Source organism: Streptomyces sp. NPDC002845 (assembly GCF_053591955.1).
The window spans coordinates 253,979-271,873 of record NZ_JBSFUU010000002.1 but is presented as its reverse complement, the minus strand read 5'-3'; the positions used below and the strand labels follow the sequence as shown (position 1 = coordinate 271,873).

The window sequence follows — 17,895 nt, the reverse complement described above, 5'->3', positions numbered from 1 at the left end:
CGCCCCCGCGCACGATGCAAACAGACCGCCACCCAAGCCCCTCGGTCCGTGCACTCGGGAGGATCTGTCATGACCGCCAGTCTGGATCAGCTGCGCCGCTGCCATTTCGCCGTCGACCTGGGCGCGGCACGGACCCGCGTGTATGTGAAGGGGGCGGGGCTGGTCGTGGACCAGCCGAGCGTGGCCGCCGTGAACACCAGGACGGGCGCGCTGATCGCGGTCGGGGAGTTCGCGGAGAGGATGACGGGCCGTACGCCGCACTACATCCAGGTCGTCAGACCCGTCACCGGCGGCACGGTCGTCGACATCGAGATGGCCCAGCGCATGCTGCGCCACCTCATCGGCGACAAGGTCCGCCGTACGCTGCGCCGCAAGCCGAACCTGCGCGCCGCCGCCTGCGTCCCGCACGACGCGGACCCGCTGGCCGAGCGCGCGGCCGTGGAGACCCTGGTCGGCCTGGGCGCGCGGCGCGTGGAGCTGGTCGACACGCTGATCGCGGCGGCGGTCGGCTGCGGGCTGCCCGTGGAGCAACCCGAGGCGACCATGATCATGGTGTGCGGTGCCGCCACCACGCAGGTCGCCGTGCTCTCCCTCAGCTCGATCGTCACCGCCGAGCGGATTCCCGTAGGAGGTGAGGCCGTCGACCACGCGATCGTGCAGCATCTGCGGCACCAGCACGAGCTGATGCTGCCGAGTCAGAACGTACGGCCGCTCCAGCTCGCCCTGTCCGGCAACGGGCTCACCACGCACGGCCCGGCGCACACCGAGATCCACGGGCGGGATGTCGCCACCGGGCTCGCCCGTTCCGTGAACGTGGACACCGCCGCCGTACGCGACGCCATCCAGACCCCGCTGACCGCCGTACTGGACGGCATCGGCAAGGTCCTCCGCGACTGCCCGCCCGATCTGGTCGCCGACCTCGTGGACCGCGGCATCATGATGGTCGGCGGCACCGCACAGCTCCCGGGGTTCGACCAGATGCTGCGCGGGGCGACGGGCATGCCGGTGAACATCGCCGAACAGCCCGAGATCTGCGCCGTGCAGGGCCTGGGCGCCATGCTGGAGGGCAGGATCGAGCCCCTGGAACTGGACCCACTGGCGGGCTGAGCCGCCCCGGGACCGCTTGTGTGAGCGGTGAACCACCGGATTCACCGTTCACCCGGACGATTCAACGCGGTGACCGCAGCGTTTGCGGGCCCCGAGGCGGGGTTGTATGAAGGCATCGAGGAGGCCATGAGCGGCCACTGACACGCCGCGTTTGCTGTACGGTCCACCTCAGCATCATTGGCGGGTCTCAGCGTTCGTATTTCCCACGTCTACGCGGGACCGGGCAGCGGAGCCCTAGTCAGAAATCGGAGTAACACCACAGCCATGAACCCCAGGGGCACCACGATCCAGGGCGCTGCGGCCGGTTCCCGGACCACGCAGAAGCGTCACACCCCGCTGTCCGCGGTGAACACCCGTGCGGCCGCGGTCTTGCGGTCAACCGGAAGAGTGAGGGACGCGGCAGGGGCACAGCCCGGAACGCCGAACCGTTTCAACGCCTCCCTCTGACCGGAATTCAATCTCCACCTGGGTTCCCGGCGGCCACCCGCCGACCGGGGGCCCCTCTTCGTGCACCGGGGCGCCAACTCCCTTGACCAGATGTTGACTTGACATCCGCCCAACCGGTAGAGAGGTTGTGGCGAGTGGTGACCCAAATCCAGGAACTGGTCCTGAAGATTCATAGCAGATGCAATTTGGCTTGCGATCACTGCTATATGTACGAGCACGCGGACCAGAGCTGGAAAGCGCGGCCGACCGTCATCGCCGAGGAAACAGTCACCCAGGTCGCCGGAAGACTCGCGGCATACGCGGACGCGCACGCCCTCGAAAGAGCCACCGTGATCTTTCACGGAGGCGAACCGCTCCTGGTGGGACCGGCCCGTCTGCGGTACATCTGCGAGGAGATCACCCGCATTCTGTCCCCGGTCACCACGGTCGACCTGCGGATGCACACAAACGGCGTACTGCTGCGCCGGCACCATCTGGAGATCCTCAAGGAATTCGACGTCAAGGTCGGTGTCTCTCTCGACGGGGACCAGGCCGCCAATGACCGGCACCGCCTGGACCGCAGGGGCCGCAGCAGTTACGAAAAGGTGCTGCGCGGGATCGAACTCCTCCGCTCCCCCGAATACCGGCACCTCTATCTGGGCCTGTTGTGCACGGTGGACGTGACGAACGACCCGGTCGTCACGCACGACGCGCTCACCGCGCTGGACCCGCCCCGGATCGACTACCTCCTGCCGCACTCCACCTGGGACAACCCGCCCCCTCCCGGCCCCTCGCCGTCGCCCACGCCGTACGCGGACTGGCTGCTGAGGATCTTCGACCGGTGGCAGGAGCAGGGGCGGCCCATGCGGGTGCGCACCTTCGACTCGGTGCTCAGCACCCTGCACGGCGGGCCCAGCCTGACGGAGTCGCTGGGGCTGGCGCCCACCGATCTCGCGGTGGTGGAGACGGACGGGACGTTCGAGCAGGCGGACTCGCTGAAGGCCGCCTACGACGGCGCTCCGGCCACGGGGTACGACGTCTTCCGGAACAGTTTCGAGGAGTTCGCCCGTCATCCCGGTGTGCGCGCACGTCAGCTGGGCATCGAGGGCATCAGCGACACCTGCCGCCGCTGCCCGGTCGTCGAGTCCTGCGGCGGCGGGCTCTACGCGCACCGCTACAGCACCGAGCGCGGCTTCGACAACCCGTCCGTCTTCTGCGCCGACCTGCGCGCCCTCGTCGACGGCGTCGCGGAGCGCCTCACCGACCGCACCCTCGCCCCGGCCGTGCACGACCCGGCTGAACTCCACTACGCCCAGGTCGAGTTGAACCGCACTCTGCTGGCCGTACGCAACGAGGGCGCCTCGGAGGGGGACTGGGCCGAGGCCTGGCAGCGCCTGCTGGAGCTGGACGGGGACCCGCGGCTCGACGCCCTCCTCTCCCACCCGTACACGAGCGCCGCCCTGCGCTCCGCCGAGCCCCTCACAGCGGCCTGGCTCGCCCCGCTGGTCATCGCCACGGCCGTACGGGCCCGGACCACCGTGACCCTCTCCTGGACCCACCCGGACCCGGCGCTGCACCTGCCGACCCTGGGCACCCTCTCCCTCCCCTCGCCCGGCGGGGGCCGCGTCGAGGTCACGGTCGACGGACACGGCTTCCGCGTACGCCAGGGCGAGGACGCGCTCCACGTCCGGTACGACGACCACGACGACTACGACTACGACTACGAGGGCACCCCGCACCGCTGGCGCCCCCTGCCCGCCTCGGTCCCGCTGGTCGACGACGCCGATCCGCACCGCGCCGCCTGCTACCCGGCCCCCGTCTACGCACCCCTCGACCCCAGCGGGCTCCGCGTGTTCCGCAAGCGGCTGGCACGGGCGTACGAACTGCTGGACGAGCGCAGACCCGGCTGGCGGGACGATCCGCGGCTGTTGGCGATCACGACGGTGACGCCGCTGGAGTACGGCCGGGGCGTCCACCTCGGCGAGCACGCCCCCGGCGCCCTGGGGGTCGCCGTCGACATCGAACCCGAGGACCTCGTACGGCACCTGCCCCGGCTCGCGCGACGGGCCCGGCTCATGGCGCTGCGGGAGACCGCCGACCTGACCCTGCTGGGCAGCCGGGCCGGGCAACTGATCGACAGGGCGAGCGAGTTGGTCGCGGACGCACGGTCCGCCGACGCGCACGGCGTGCTCACCGAGCTGGCCGCCCTCCCCGAGCGGGAGCTCACCGAGACCGGCGCGGCCTGTGTCGAGCAGCTGTGGGAGGAATGGCGGGGAAGGGACGGACGCTCGTGAGCGGCGGAGAACTCCCCGGCCTACTCTCCGCGTTGGGCATCCGACGGAGCGGAGTCCTCATGGTCCACGCCTCGTTGGGCGGCAGCGGACTGCGGGACACCGTCGTACGCGATGCCCTCCTCGACGCGCTCGGCCCCGAGGGCACCTTGGTGGTGCCCGCCTTCACCCAGGAGAACTCCCGTACGTCGCGCGCGCATCAGGCGCTGACGAGCGGTATGTCGGAGCGGGAGAAGGAGGAGTTCCGGGCGTCGATGCTCCCGTTCGAGCGGGAGACGACCCCGTGTCCGGCCATGGGGGTGCTCGCCGAGTGTGTCCGGACGACCCGTGGTGCCGTTCGCAGCGGCCATCCGCAGACCTCGTGTGCGGGGCTCGGCCCGCGCGCCGCCGAGTTGCTCACCGGTCACGATCCGCACTGCCTCCTCGGGGAGCGCTCGCCGCTGGCCCGTCTGTACGAGGCGCGGGCCCAGGTGCTGTTGCTGCGTGTCGGGTTCGAGGTGTGCAGCGCGTTCCATCTCGCCGAGTACCGCACGGTTCCGGCCAGGCCGACACGCGCGTACCACTGTGTGGTGGGCGACAAGGGCAACTGGATCACGTACGAGGACACCGCCCTGGACGACAGCGACTTCGGTGCCCTGGGGGCGGAACTGCCGATCGGTCTCCTCTCCGAGGGCGTACTGGCAGGAAAATCTGTGACCTTGTTCGACATGCGTCCCGCCGTCGACTTCGCCGTCGCACAGATGTCCGGATATCGCCACTGAATGACGTGAAACGAACGGCACGCGCGGACGCGTCGTCGGGCACATTGTTGGTCCGGCCAGATGACGCCCGTTCCGCGGGCTCATCACCAGGCAGGGGGGCGAGTGAACACACCTGAACGGCATCGGGCCGCTTCGGACAACCGACCGTATTTCTTTCTGAGTTACGCCCACACGCCGTCCTGGGGGCCCGGCGGAGGCGACCCGGACCACTGGGTGCACGTGCTGTTCACCGATCTCTGCGACCACATCATGGCGCTCACGGATCTGCCTGCGGGCGCCTCGGCGGGGTTCATGGACCGGGAGATGCGCTCCGGGGAGGGCTGGCCGGAGAAGCTCAGCGAGAACCTGGCGAACTGCCGGGTGTTCGTCCCGCTGTTCTCGCCGCGCTACTTCACGAGTGAGAGCTGCGGACGGGAGTGGTTCGCGTTCAACGAGCGCATCCTGCGGGCGCGGGCGACCGGCGCCGGGGACCTGCCCGCCATCGTCCCCGCGCTGTGGACCCATGTCGGTTTCGAGCAGCTCCCCGACTCCGTACGGCACATCCACATCGACCACACCGCATTCGGGGAGCGCTATCTCGCCCACGGCATCTACGGGCTGATCAAGCTCAACCGGCTGAAGGACGAGTACGAGGAGACCGTGCTCGGCCTCGCCCAGCGGATCGTGCGGGTGGCCCAGGAGTCGCCGCTGCCGTCCAGCCGGCCCCGGCCGTACGAGTCGACGCCGAGCGCGTTCAAGCCGCGCGGCGAGGGGCCCCGCCGTATCCATCTGACGGTGGCGGCGCCGACCCGGGACACCGTTCCGGAGCGCCGGGATTCCCGGCCGTACGGGGAGGACGCACAGGACTGGAACCCGTACCACAGCGAGTCGACCCGCCCGCTGCCCGCGCTCGCCGAGGAGCTGATCCGGTCGCTGGACTACCGGATCACCGTGTCGTCCTTCGACGACGAGGACCCGGAGGCCGACACCGCCGAGCCGGTGACCGGACCCGACGTGATCGCCGGCGACGAGAAGGCCACACGCGGCCACCCCGGCATCCTGCTGGTGGACCGGTGGGCGCTGCTGGACGAGGAGAGGCAGCGCAGGCTGAAGGCGTTCGACTCGGGCGCCCGGCCCTGGGTCAGCGCGATCGTGCCGTGGAACCGCGCGGATCTGCAGTGCCACACCGACGAGGGCCGGCAGCTCGCCGCGGAGCTGGAGCGGACCCTGCCGCTGATCCTGGAGCGGGGCCGGCGTACCGACTGCCGGATGGCGGTCAACGGGGTGCCCACGCTGAAGGCGTTCACCGACATCCTCCCGGCCGTCGTGGCGCACACGACCCGGCAGTACCTCAAGCACGCGGAGGCGCATCCGCCGCCGGGCCCGCACGTGCCCCGGCCCCGTCTGCTGGGGCCCACCCACCCGCCGCATACCGGGGCGGGACCCGACCACGGAGGAGAAGCATGACGGCCCGGCAGGACGGACGGATCATCACCTTCTACTCGTACAAGGGCGGTACGGGCCGCACGATGGCCCTGGCCAACACGGCGTGGATCCTCGCCGCCAACGGCAAACGCGTACTGACCGTGGACTGGGACCTGGAGGCACCGGGACTGCACCGTTTCTTCCACCCGTTCCTGGACCCCAACGCGCTCGCGGCCACCACCGGCGTCATCGACATCATCAACGACTACGCCTGGGCCGCGACCACCGGAGCCCAGCGCTCCGGACCATGGCACCTGGACTTCGCGCAGGTCGAGCAGCACGCGATCTCCCTGACCCCGGAGCGGCTGGGACTGCGCTTCGTGGACGGCGGCTCGCTCGACTTCCTCTCCGCCGGGCGCCAGGACCGCTCGTACTCGGCGACCGTGTCGTCGTTCGAGTGGGACAACTTCTACGAGCGCCTCGGCGGCGGCCTGTTCCTGGACGCGCTGCGCGACAACATGAAGAAGTCGTACGACTACGTCCTCATCGACAGCCGTACGGGGCTGTCGGACAACGCGGACATCTGCACGATCCAGATGCCCGACGTGCTGGTCGACTGCTTCACGCTCAGCGACCAGTCCCTGGACGGCGCGGCGGCGGTCGCGCGCAGCGTCGAGGACGGCTACCGCAAGCGGAAGATACGGGTCCTGCCGGTGCCGATGCGCATCGACGAGGGCGAGAAGGAGAAGGTCGACGCGGGACGGGCGCTGGCCCGGCTGAAGTTCGACGGACTGCCCAAGGCGCCCGACGAGTCGGAGCTCAGTGCGGAGGAGCTGAGCGCGTACTGGGGGAACGTGGAGATCCCGTACCGGCCGTACTACGCGTACGAGGAGACGCTCGCCACCGTCGGTGACGAGAGCGGGATCGCGAACTCCCTGCTGTCCGCGTTCGAGCGGCTCACCGCGGTCATCTCCGACGGGGAGATCACCTCGCTGCCGCCGGTCCCCGAGCCGGTGCGGCTGCGCTGCCGGGACGCGTTCCTGCGGCGGCGGCCGGTGACCTCGGCCGCCGATGTCGTCGTCGTGTACGCGGCGGAGAACCGTATGTGGGCGGACTGGACCGAGGCGCTGCTGAAACGCTCCGGCTGCCATGTCACGCCGCACGACATCTCCGCCGGACCCGTGCAGCGCCCGGACCCGTCGACCCGCACCCTGGTGCTGCTGTCGAACGCCTTCCAGAAGTCCCGGTTCGCGGACGCCGTCTGGCGCGCCCTGACCGACTCCGACACGGACACCCCGCACGGCGCCATGGTCCCGCTGCGGGTCGACGAGGTCCGGCTGCCCATGGCCTACCTGGACCACAACCCCGTCGACCTGCACCGGCTCGACGAGGCCCAGTGCGTCGCCGGGCTGCTGGGCGCGGCGGGCCTGCCGGCGCAGCCCCTGGACAGCGGCCCGTCCGGCCCCCGGTTCCCCGGCAGCACCCCGGCGCACTGGAACGCGCCGCAGCGCAACACCACTTTCACCGGCCGCAACCTCATCCTCGACCGGGTCCGCGACCAGTTCGACAGCACCTCGGCCGTCATGTCGCAGCCGCTGGCGCTGTCCGGGCTCGGCGGGGTCGGCAAGACGCAGGTGGCCATCGAGTACGTGCACCGGTTCATGGCCGACTACGACCTGGTGTGGTGGACCTCCGCCGAGCACGAGGACGACGTGGTCGCCTCGCTCGCCGAACTCGGCGCCCGCATCGGGGCGCCCGGCGGCGAGGACATGACGGTGGCCGGCCAGGAGGCCGTGCGCATGCTCGCGCGGGGGCTGCCGACCCAGCGGTGGATCCTCGTCTTCGACAACGCCGACGACCCGTCCTGGCTCTCCCGCTACTTCCCGGCCGGGGGCGGCGGGCACATCCTCGTCACCTCACGCAACCAGTCCTGGTCGCAGACGGCTCTGTCGATGCCCATCGACGTCTTCCTGCGCGAGGAGAGCGTCGAGCACCTCACCCGGCGCGCCTCGGGCCTGAGCGGCGACGAGGCCGACCAGGTGGCGAACGCGGTGGGCGACCTGCCGCTGGCGGTCGAGCAGACCGCGGCCTGGCTCGCCGAGACGGCCACGCCGATCGACGACTACCTGCGGCAGCTGGCCGAGCAGACCACGGACGTCCTGGCGCTCAACCAGCCCGCCGAGTACGCCCACTCGGTGGCCGCGACCTGGAACATCTCCATCGCCCGGCTGAGGGAACGTTCACCCGCCTCGGTACGCCTGCTCCAGCTGTGCGCGTTCCTCGCCGCCGAGCCGATCTCCTCCCACCTCCTCTACAGCAAGGAGATGATCGAGGCCCTCAAGCCGTACGACGCCTCGCTCCAGGAGAGCCTGCTGCTCGGCCGGGTCATCCGGGAGATCGGCCGGTTCGCGCTCGCCAAGGTCGACCAGGTCAGCAACAGCATCCAGGTGCACCGTCTGGTGCAGGCCGTGATCCGGGCCCAGCTGAGCGAGGAGGAGCAGCGGCACGCCCGGCATGTGGTGCACACCGTGCTGGCGGGTGCCCGCCCCGACGGTGACGAGCCCACCGACGACCCCGAGACCTGGCCGCGGTTCGCCGTCATCTGGCCGCATCTGAAAGCCTCCGACGCCCGCAGCTGCACCGAGAGCGGCACCCGCCGCCTGCTCATCGACCGCGTGCGCTATCTGTGGAAGCGCGGCGACTTCCCCGGCGCCCAGCGGCGAGCCGAGGAACTCCTCGCGCACTGGAAGGAGTTCCTCGGCGAGGACGACGTGCAGTACCTGTATCTGCGCTGCCAGCTCGCCAGTGTGCTGCGCTCCCAGGGCCGGTACGTGGAGGCCCGCGACATCGACCAGGACCTGCTGGGCCGCCAGCGCCGCGTCCTGGGCCTGTCGCACCCGCACACCTACGTCACCACGTCCAACCTGTCCAGCGACCTCGCCGCGATCGGTGAGTACCGCTTGGCGGTCGACCTGGCGCGCGAGGCCCACGAGGGCTTCAGCCAGATCTTCCACGAGTCCCACCCGCGCACCCTCAGCGCCGCCAACAACCTCGCCCTGACCCTCGGCATGGTCGGCCGCTACGGCGACGCCCGCGTCCTCGACCAGGACACCCTGGACCGGCGCACGGAGGTACTCGGCCCCGACCACCCCTACACGCTGGCCTCCGCCGAACGTCTCGGCCGCGACCTGCGCGAGGTCGGCCGCTACTCCGAGTCCGTGGCGCTGCTCTCGCGCACGTACGACACCTACAAACGCCTCCTCGGCAAGGATTTCCCGGGCACGCTCCGCTGCGCGAAGTCCCTCGCGGTGTCGCTGCGCCGGGCGGGCCGCTTCGAGGACGCCCGCCGCCTGACGACGGCGACCCGCGCCCAGTACCGCGCCCAGTACGACAAGCCCACCCCCGACTCCCTGGCCTGCGACCTCAACCTCGCCTCCGACCTCTACGCCGCCGACCAACGCGACGAGGCGCGGGACGTGGCCCTGGAGGCGTTGTCCGAGTACATCAAGGTCCCGGGCGAGGACCATCCGTACACCCAGGCCGCCATGAACAACCTCGGCATCTTCCACTGGGGATGCGGAGACCTGGCCGAGGCGGACGCCGTGTTCCGCCGCGTCCTGCCCCGCATGGCCGAGATCCTCGGCGAACAGCACCCGCACGCCCTGTTCGCCACCGTCAACTACGCCAACGTCCTCGCCTTCCAGGGCCGCTTCGACGAGTCCCGCGCCCTGGAGGAGAAGGCCGTCCTCGCCCTGCGCACCATCCTCGGCCCGCACCACCCGGAAACCCTCGCCATCATCACCAACTCCGCCCTCACCCTGACCGCCCTCGGCCACAAGACCGAGGCCCGCCGACTGCGCGAGGAGGCCCTGACGGAACTGGGGCAACTGCTGGGCGAGGACAACGGGATCTATCAGGTGGCGAGCGATGAGCGGCGCATTTACCGGGACCTGGAGCCGCTGGCGGTGTAGGGAGTGTTTCGCCTCCGCCGCCCTTACCCGTCCCGTCCTCCAGGGGCTCCGCCCAGGACCAGCACCTCGTCGGACATACCCCGGCATCCTGCCGTACGAGCGCGATGTCACGCCTCGTCAGCGCCGACGACCCATGGGCGATCACCAGCTACGAGAATCTTGGGTGAGCCAAGAGTAACGACGGGGGTAACTTCATAGCGTCCCCGCGCTTCGATTCCACCATGCAGCAGTTCTACGCGTTGATGGAGCAGATCGGCGAGGCCCGCCCCGACTAGCCTGGACGCCAAGCCGACGGAGGGAGTGACAGACCTGATGGAACCCTTGGAGCCGAACATCTCTCCCCTGCCTGCGTCGTTTCCCATCGTGCCTGCGACAAATCCCGACGGCGGCTGGGGTGCGCAGCGGGCTCCGCTGCCCGCGCCACCGCTCGGTCTCGACCCCGCGCGGTGCGACGGGGGGCTCGACCCCCTCGCACTGCGCACGTTCGTGGTGTCGACGCTGTCGCCGGAAGACCGTCGAGCCCTGCGCGAAAGGCTCGCCCCCGAGGAACGAGCCCGCCTTGCAGCGGAGATGGCGGGCCCTGAAGGAGAGCGCCTCCTCATGGTCCGCGCGGGGCTGCGGCTCCTCCTCGGGCAGATGTTGGACGCCGACCCAGGGGCCGTCGTCCTCGATGACGGCCCCTGTCCGCACTGCGGTCGGCCCCATGACCTCACCGCGAGCTCCCCGGCCGGCCGCCGACTGCACTTCGCCGCTGTCGGGCGAGGCGATCTCATCGTGTACGCAATCTGTCGCTTCCCCGTCGGGCTCGGACTCGGCGTGCCCGACGGACCTGGCCGCAAAGCATGGCTGCGGGCCCGCAGGCCGGCCAGGCTCGCCGCGCAACGGCAGGCCGTGGCCCGGGGACGGTGTTCCCCTCCGCGGGACAGTTCGGTGGAGTACCTCGTGCGCTACGTCGATACGGCGCCCGAGCACGAATGCGTCGTCTCCGTGGTGTATGAGGTTCCCTTCCACGCGGAGCCCGCCGGTCCCCGGGCCCATCGACCGACTGACAGCGAGGATTGAGACTCAATGCCTAGCCTGAGCATGGTGAGGGTGGCGCCCAGCCTGGGCCCGATGGTGAGAGCGAGGTTGGCCCCGAGGGGAAAGACGTCGGCGATGGCACGGGCGCCGTGGCACGTGAAGCGGCCCCGGCCTGGAACACAGGAACCGGTCGGGGCCACGGCGACTGTCAGACGCGGGCCTGGACGATGAGCGTGCCGACCGTGCGCGGCCCGGGCGGAGCGGGAAGGATCTCCGCGCGGATGTCGGCGAAGCCGTACCCGCCCAGCAACTCGCCCCACACGTCGGGCTCGTAGTCCCAGCGCTTCACGACGAGAGGGTCCTCGTCGGCTCCGCGCGGAATGTATGAGGCCTGGCAGCCGTAGCAGCCCTCCACCGTTGGCCGCTGCGAGAAGACGAGCCGACCGCCCGGGCGCAGCCGCTCACGCACGACGGGCAGGAGCCGGGCCGGGTCGGTGAACCACACCGCCCCGTACACCGAGTACACCGCGTCGAATGGCTCCTCGGTGCCCTGTAGGAAGGTGACCGCCTCCGCCTGGTGCAGCTCCAACCCCGGCACCTCGCCCCAGCGTTCACGGGCCGCACACAGCTGCCTGGGCGACATGTCCACGCCGACGGCCTGCATGCCGAGCGAGGCCAGGTGCGCCGCGTTGCCACCCTTGCCGCAGCCCAGATCCAGGACGCGCCCGCCAGCGGGCAGAGCGAGTAACTCGGCGCCTGGGCCGTGGTCTTCGTACTGGGTCCAGTTGAACCAGGTCGCCTCGCCGCGCGCATTCACAGGCCGACGCTCGGGCCGTTGCCGTGAGTAGGTGTCCCAGGCGATCGCCGTGTCTGTCACGTGGTGCTCCGCTCATAGGGCCAGCCGCCCGGCACAGAGCCGGACGGCTGGAGTGTCTTACAGATGACGCTGCTCTGTCAGCCGCTCTTCGGGCTGTCGTGGCATCCGGCGTGGCACTGATTGCAGTCGGCGGCTTCACCCCACAGCTCGGGGTCCACCATGTACCCGGCTGCGTGGATCGCAGCGAGCGTCCGCTCCCGGGCCGCGGCGGCGCCGCCCACGGGGTCTTCGTCCTCACCGGTTGGGACGTGGTGGACGAAGTGGCCGACGACCCGCTGGCAGAAGTCGGCATAGTCGACGGTGTGCAGGATGAACGCGTGCCAGCCGATATCGACCATGCGGCTGGGCGAGAGCATTTGTCCGGGCTGTCGTCCGGAGGCGGCGACGAACCCGGCCGCCTGGCCGACGATGCGGCGCGCGGTCGCCTCGTCGATGCCCGGGTGGTCGACAGTGATGCGGCGGACGAGCCGGTCGGTCACCACAGGGTCGACCAAGGTGGCCGGATCGGTGGTGCCCACGGGACGTTCTAACACGATGGTCACATCGAAACCGCCTTCAGTCATCGCCGAGGAGCCAGCCGAGCACCTGCGGCAGGGCGCGTACGGCCGCGAAGTGGGCCGCCGCGGGTTCCACGACGGCCTTCACGCGCGGGATACGGGCGGCCAGCCAGGAGGCGTGGGCGGCCGGCGAGAACACGTCCTTCTCGCCGTGCCAGAGCAGCACGGGCACACGGATGTCGGCCGGCTCGAACCCCCAGGGCCCGGTCAGGGCCAGTGCGTCGTCGATCCAGCCGTACGGTGAAGTCCGCAGTGCCTCGCGGAAGTTGCGCAGCATCATGGAGCGGAAGGCGGTGTCGATGACGATCTGCCGGTCGTCGGCGGTGAGATCGGTCCGGAGCTCCTCCAGCAGCCGCGCCGGATCGCTGCGGATGGCCGCCGAGCGCGGGATGAGCCGGGCTTTGAACCGCTCGGGGTCGCTCGACGCGATACGGAACTCATCGACGTTGGAGGGCGCCATCCCCGCGAACCAGTCCAGCCCCTCGGCGTTCCTGGGCGCCAGCCCGACCAGCGCCGCCGCCCGGGTCACCCGGTCCGGCAGGAGCGCGGCGCAGGCGAGGGCGTGCGGCGCCCCGCCCGACCGCCCGGCGACGGCGAACCGGTCGAGCCCCAGCGCGTCGGCGAGCCGGACGACGTCCTCGACGACGTCGACGACCCGCCGGCCCGGGAGGCGGTCGGAGCCGCCGTATCCGGGGCGGTCGTAGCTGATCAGCCTCGTGCCACGCTGGTACAGAACCATGGATCTGGGCCGGGGCCCCACTCGGCTCCCCGGTGTCCCGTGCAGCAGAAAGACCGGCCGCCCCCGGGGATCCCCCGAGCACTCGACCCGCAACACCCTCCCGTCGGCCGTCCGGATCTGTTCCAACGGCCGTACGAGGTCCTGCACAGCGCTCCCCCTCCCTCGGTCCGCGGACCGGGCCCACGCGCTGCCCGAACCTTGCCCATGCGCCAACGCCCGCACACCTCGGGCCCGTTCGGCGCGGGCCTTGACTTCCCAAGGTCCCCGCGCGACATTTCTGACACCTTGTCAGATTTGGGGAGTGGGGGGATACCTACCATGTCCACGAACGCCGACCCCGCGAGACGTACGCCCGGCTCCGGCCCCTCACGCCGCCAGGTGATCGGAACCGCCACGGGAGCCGGAATCGCGCTGGCGGGCGGCCTCCCCGGACCGATGGCCCACGCCGCCGCCCCGCCCCTCCTCGGCACGTACGACATCGTCGTCATCGGCTCCGGGGCCGCCGGGATGACCGCCGCGCTGACGGCAAGCAAGCAGGGGCTGAGCTGTGTGGTCGTCGAGAAGGCGCCGACCTTCGGCGGCTCGGCGGCGCGGTCCGGGGCGGGGATCTGGATCCCCAACAACCCGGTGATCCTGGCGGCGGGGGTGCCGGACACTCCCGCGAAGGCCGCCGAGTATCTCGCGGCCGTGGTCGGTGACGACGTCCCGGCCGACCGGCAGCGGGCCTTCCTGGAGCACGGGCCCGCCATGATCTCCTTCGTGATGGCGAACAGCCCGCTGCGCTTCCGGTGGATGGAGGGGTACAGCGACTACTATCCCGAGCTGCCCGGCGGTCTGCCGAACGGCCGCTCCATCGAGCCCGCCCAGCTCGACGGGAACATCCTGGGCGCCGAGCTGGCCCGGCTGAACCCCTCGTACATGACCGTCCCGGACGGCATGGTCGTCTTCAGCGCCGACTACAAGTGGCTCGTCCTCTCGGCGGTGAACGCGAAGGGGCTGGCCGTGGCGACGGAGTGCCTGGCCCGGGGCACGAGGGCCGCTCTGCTCGGGCAGAAGCCGCTCACCATGGGGCAGTCGCTGGCGGCCGGGCTGCGCGCGGGGTTGATCGCCGCCGGTGTACCCGTGTGGCTCAACACCCCTTTGGCCGAGCTGCACTTGGAGAACGGGGCCGTCACCGGAGCGGTGGTGACGAAGAACGGCGCCCCCGGTCTCGTCCGGGCCCGGCGCGGGGTCGTCGTCGGATCCGGCGGCTTCGAGCACAACGCGGCCATGCGAGAGCGGTACCAGGAGCAGCCCATCGGTACAGAGTGGACCGTCGGTGCCAAGGAAAACACCGGTGACGGCATCCGGGCGGGCGAACAGGCGGGCGCTGCCCTGGAGTTGATGGACGACGCCTGGTGGGGCCCGGCGATCCCGCTGCCCGACCAGCCGTACTTCTGTCTGGCCGAACGCACCCTCCCCGGCTGCCTGTTGGTCAACGCGGCGGGCGCCCGCTTCGTCAACGAGGCGGCCCCGTACGGCGATGTGGTCCAGACGATGTACGACCGCGACACGCCGTCCGCCCCGCACATCCCGGCCTGGCTGATCGTCGACCAGAACTACCGCAACCGCTACCTCTTCAAGGACGTCGCCCCGACCTTCGTGTTCCCCGACGCCTGGTACGAGTCCGGTGCCGTGCGCAGGGCCTGGACGCTGGACGCCCTGGCCACGGCGATCGACGTCCCCGCCGCCGCGCTTCGTACCACCGTCGACCGCTTCAACTCCCTTGCCCGGCAGGGCGAGGACTCCGACTTCCGGCGGGGCGACAGCGCGTACGACCACTACTACACCGACCCGTCCGTCCGGCCCAACTCCTGCCTGGCGCCGCTCTGGCTGCCCCCGTACTACGCCTTCCGGATCGTCCCCGGCGACCTCGGCACCAAGGGCGGCCTCCTCACCGACGCCCACGCCCGGGTCCTGCGCCCCGACGGCTCGGTGATCCCCGGCCTGTACGCGGCGGGCAACGCGAGCGCCGCCGTGATGGGCCACAGTTACGCGGGCGCGGGCTCGACGATCGGGCCGGCCATGACGTTCGGGTACGTGGCGGCGCTGGATCTGGCGGGGAGGCTGTAGGGACGGGACGGGACGGGACGGGTCAAGTCGAGTCAGGTCAGGTCAGGTCAGCCGCAGGTCGATCCACGGGATCGTCTCACCGTCGAGCACGTACCGCTCGACCTCGACGAAGCCGCGCTTCAGCGCGAACCGCAGCCCGTCCGTGTTGGTCTCCAGGACGACCGTCTCGATGACCTCGGCGCCCCGCTCCCGCGCCCGCGCCAGCGCTCGTACGTACAACTGCTCACCGAATCCACGCCCCCGGTACTCGGCGAGCACGCGCACGATCACCGTGACCGTGTTCCCCTCGGGCGGCCGGACCGTCGAGTTGCCCACCAGGATGTCGTCCAGATAGGCGAGTTCCAGGTGGTGACTCCCGGCGCGTCGGCGGACGTCGTCGAGGGTGAGGTGGTGCGTCGGGATGATCGTGTTGTGGACGTGCTGCCAGTCCGTGAGCTGTCGGGTACCGGCAGCGCCGTCCACCCGCTCGATACGAAGATCGGTCATGGCCGAAGCCAACCCGCGCGCCCCGAATATCTCAACCATGATTCGCGCCCCGTCCCCGCGAGTCCTTACCCTGTCGCGCATGTACACGCAGGGGGATGTCGTCGACGGACGGTTCGAGCTGATCGAGCAGCTCGGCCGCGGAGGGATGGGCACGGTCTGGCGGGCCCGGGACACCGTGCTGCACCGCGAGGTCGCCCTGAAGGCCGTACGTCCGGACGCGGAGGCCTCCGCCGCCGTGCGGGAACGGGTCATGCGCGAGGCGCGGGCGCTGGCCCGGCTCAGCGACCCGCATGTGGTGACGGTGCATCAGATCATCGAGGATGATCCCCATCCGTGGATCGTGATGGAGCTGGTGCCCGGCGTCTCGCTGGAACGGCGGCTCGCCGACGGCCCGTTGACCCCGGCGGAGGCCGCCCGCCTCGGCCGCCAGCTGCTCTCCGCGCTGCGCGCCGCCCACGCGGCCGGCATCCAGCACCGGGACGTCAAGCCCGCCAACGTGCTGCTCCGCCCCGACGGCACCGCCGTTCTCACCGACTTCGGCATCGCCGCCCTCCAGGGCGCCACCGCGCTGACGGTGACCGGTGAACTCGTCGGCTCCCCCGAGTACATGGCCCCCGAGCGCGTTCGCGGCCACGGCGACGACCCGGCTGCCGACCTGTGGTCGCTCGGGCTCGTCCTGTACGTCTGCGTGGAGGGCGTGAGCCCCCTGCGCCGCGAGACGACGCTCGCCACCCTGGCCGCGGTCCTCGACGACCCCGTGCCCTCGCCCGCCGGCTCCGGCCCGCTCGCCCCTGCCCTTGAGGCCCTCCTCGTACGCGATCCGGCGGCCCGCCCCACCGCGGAACAGCTCGACGCGCTGCTGGCCAAGGTGGAGTCGGGAACGACACTGCGCTTGGCGAAGCCGACGGTGACGGAGACACCGGCGCCCACGCGGATCGACGCCTCGCAGCCCGAGGACCCGACGCGACGTCGTGTCCCGGAGCCCGAGCGCCCGACTCGACGTCGTACGCCGGTCCTTGTCGCCGTCGCCGCCGTACTGGCCGTCGTCGCGGTGCCGGCGCTCGTCCTCACCCTGCGCGCGTCCGACGACGGGGACGGGACGGCCGGGGGCGGAGGGACTCCGGTGACGCCCACGCCCTCCGCGGCGCCGGCCACGTCACAGGCGCCCTCCCCCACGCCCACTCCCACTCCCACGCCGAGCGCGTCCGAGTCGCCCGCCGCCCAGGCCCCCGGCGGCTGGATCGCCCAGTTGCACTCCGAACCCGTGAGCTCGGGTGCCGCCGAGCGGAGCCAGCAGCTCGCCGCGATCCGTGCGTCCGTCCCCGAGGCGGTGTGGCTGCTCAGTGACAACTACGCCTCGCTGCGCCCGGGTTACTGGGTGTTCTACGCGCCGGGCCCGTTCCTCGACGGCTACGCGGCCCTGACCTTCTGCGCCAACCGTGGGCGTACGACTCCGTCCACCTGCATCGGCCGCTATCTGAGCACGAGTCCGGCCGACTTCGCGTTGCAGTGCCGTCCGCCGGTGGCGAATGCGACGGGGCGCTGTACCCGCGGCTGAGAGCCTGTGACCACGGAGGGGATCATCCGCAGGAACTCGATGGTGGAGGCGGTCGCGGCCCGCAGCAGGGGTGGCAACTGCTCGCCGGGGAACGCGTATGAGGGTGATTTAGCTCGATCGTGTGATGGTCGGCTTTCGGGCTTGCGAGGTCTGGTGCGATGCCGGGTAGTGTCGCCGGTGCGATCTGGGACGCCGGGTGTGGTGCCAGCGTGCGGGGCCCCTGCTCCACCAGCGAGATGGTTCAGGGCCTCCCCGTCGCCTCTGGCCGCATCCACATGGCCGGGTCGCAAGGGACTCCGCCCTTCCGGGATCGGACCACGGACAGGATCCGTGTCGCCACCCGGAGGCGAAAGCGGACGACCAGTGCGCCCAAGACCGTTCGGGGCGTGCCAGTGTGTGGACTCACTCCCGCTCACTGCCCAGGAACGGTACGGAGCCGATCATCACGTCGGCCGCCACCCCGCCCACGACGGCGATGGCCAGACCCAGGCCCCACCCGGTCAGGGTGGCGCCGAGCTCGGTCCAGAAGCCGTCCTCGGCGAGCAGTTCCCGGTTCGGGCGGGGCGCCGAGGGTGCGGGTGCCGCC

Annotated in this window: 12 protein-coding genes; 8 read left to right on the top strand and 4 right to left on the bottom strand. The window is 71.0% G+C overall.

Features of this window, described 5'->3' with window-relative positions; all coding sequences use genetic code 11:
* Nucleotides 1-69: 69 nt before the first annotated feature.
* From ACWD3C_RS02430 to ACWD3C_RS02405, 6 genes are all read left to right on the top strand, one after another.
* Complete coding sequence (locus ACWD3C_RS02430) at nt 70-1,107, top strand: rod shape-determining protein (protein ID WP_451139182.1); 1,038 nt, start codon at nt 70-72, stop codon at nt 1,105-1,107.
* Between the two features lie 584 nt (nt 1,108-1,691).
* Complete coding sequence (gene fxsBH / locus ACWD3C_RS02425; RefSeq protein WP_451139180.1) at nt 1,692-3,827, top strand: radical SAM/SPASM protein FxsBH, inactivated beta-hydroxylase extension form; 2,136 nt, start codon at nt 1,692-1,694, stop codon at nt 3,825-3,827.
* A gap of 59 nt (nt 3,828-3,886) precedes the next feature.
* Nucleotides 3,887-4,585: an AAC(3) family N-acetyltransferase gene (locus tag ACWD3C_RS02420; protein WP_451139178.1), complete on the top strand. Its 699-nt coding sequence runs from the start codon at nt 3,887-3,889 to the stop codon at nt 4,583-4,585.
* A 60-nt stretch (nt 4,586-4,645) separates the two neighbouring features.
* Nucleotides 4,646-6,031 (top strand): TIR-like protein FxsC, encoded by a 1,386-nt coding sequence (locus tag ACWD3C_RS02415; RefSeq protein WP_451139176.1) that lies wholly within the window; start codon nt 4,646-4,648, stop codon nt 6,029-6,031.
* Nucleotides 6,028-9,960: an FxSxx-COOH system tetratricopeptide repeat protein gene (gene fxsT, locus ACWD3C_RS02410; RefSeq protein WP_451139174.1), complete on the top strand. Its 3,933-nt coding sequence runs from the start codon at nt 6,028-6,030 to the stop codon at nt 9,958-9,960. The genes ACWD3C_RS02415 and fxsT overlap by 4 nt, the downstream gene beginning before the upstream one ends.
* 363 nt (nt 9,961-10,323) lie before the next feature.
* Complete coding sequence (locus ACWD3C_RS02405) at nt 10,324-11,022, top strand: hypothetical protein (protein ID WP_451139172.1); 699 nt, start codon at nt 10,324-10,326, stop codon at nt 11,020-11,022.
* A 166-nt stretch (nt 11,023-11,188) separates the two neighbouring features.
* Here ACWD3C_RS02405 and ACWD3C_RS02400 read toward each other — a convergent pair whose 3' ends face one another.
* From ACWD3C_RS02400 to ACWD3C_RS02390, 3 genes are all read right to left on the bottom strand, one after another.
* The gene (locus ACWD3C_RS02400; protein WP_451139170.1) at nt 11,189-11,857 is read right to left on the bottom strand and encodes a class I SAM-dependent methyltransferase; all 669 of its coding nucleotides are present in this window, start codon (nt 11,855-11,857) and stop codon (nt 11,189-11,191) included.
* Between the two features lie 77 nt (nt 11,858-11,934).
* Nucleotides 11,935-12,399 carry a glycine-rich domain-containing protein gene (locus ACWD3C_RS02395; protein ID WP_451139168.1) on the bottom strand — a complete coding sequence of 155 codons (465 nt, stop codon included), beginning with the start codon at nt 12,397-12,399 and terminating at the stop codon, nt 11,935-11,937.
* Nucleotides 12,400-12,412: 13 nt separating this feature from the next.
* Nucleotides 12,413-13,300: an alpha/beta fold hydrolase gene (locus ACWD3C_RS02390; protein ID WP_451139166.1), complete on the bottom strand. Its 888-nt coding sequence runs from the start codon at nt 13,298-13,300 to the stop codon at nt 12,413-12,415.
* Between the two features lie 171 nt (nt 13,301-13,471).
* Here ACWD3C_RS02390 and kstD point away from each other — a divergent pair, with 171 nt between their 5' ends.
* Entirely contained in the window at nt 13,472-15,265 is a 1,794-nt protein-coding gene (gene kstD, locus ACWD3C_RS02385; RefSeq protein WP_451139164.1) for a 3-oxosteroid 1-dehydrogenase, read from the top strand.
* A gap of 42 nt (nt 15,266-15,307) precedes the next feature.
* On the opposite strand, the gene ACWD3C_RS02380 is transcribed toward kstD, so the two are convergent.
* On the bottom strand, nt 15,308-15,751 hold the full coding sequence (locus ACWD3C_RS02380; RefSeq protein ID WP_451139162.1) for a GNAT family N-acetyltransferase: 444 nt from the start codon (nt 15,749-15,751) through the stop codon (nt 15,308-15,310).
* 79 nt (nt 15,752-15,830) lie between these two features.
* Between ACWD3C_RS02380 and ACWD3C_RS02375 the strand changes: the two genes are divergently transcribed.
* A complete protein-coding gene (locus ACWD3C_RS02375) occupies nt 15,831-17,309 on the top strand; it encodes a serine/threonine-protein kinase (RefSeq protein WP_451139160.1) in 1,479 nt (492 codons plus the stop codon).
* Nucleotides 17,310-17,895: the final 586 nt, after the last annotated feature.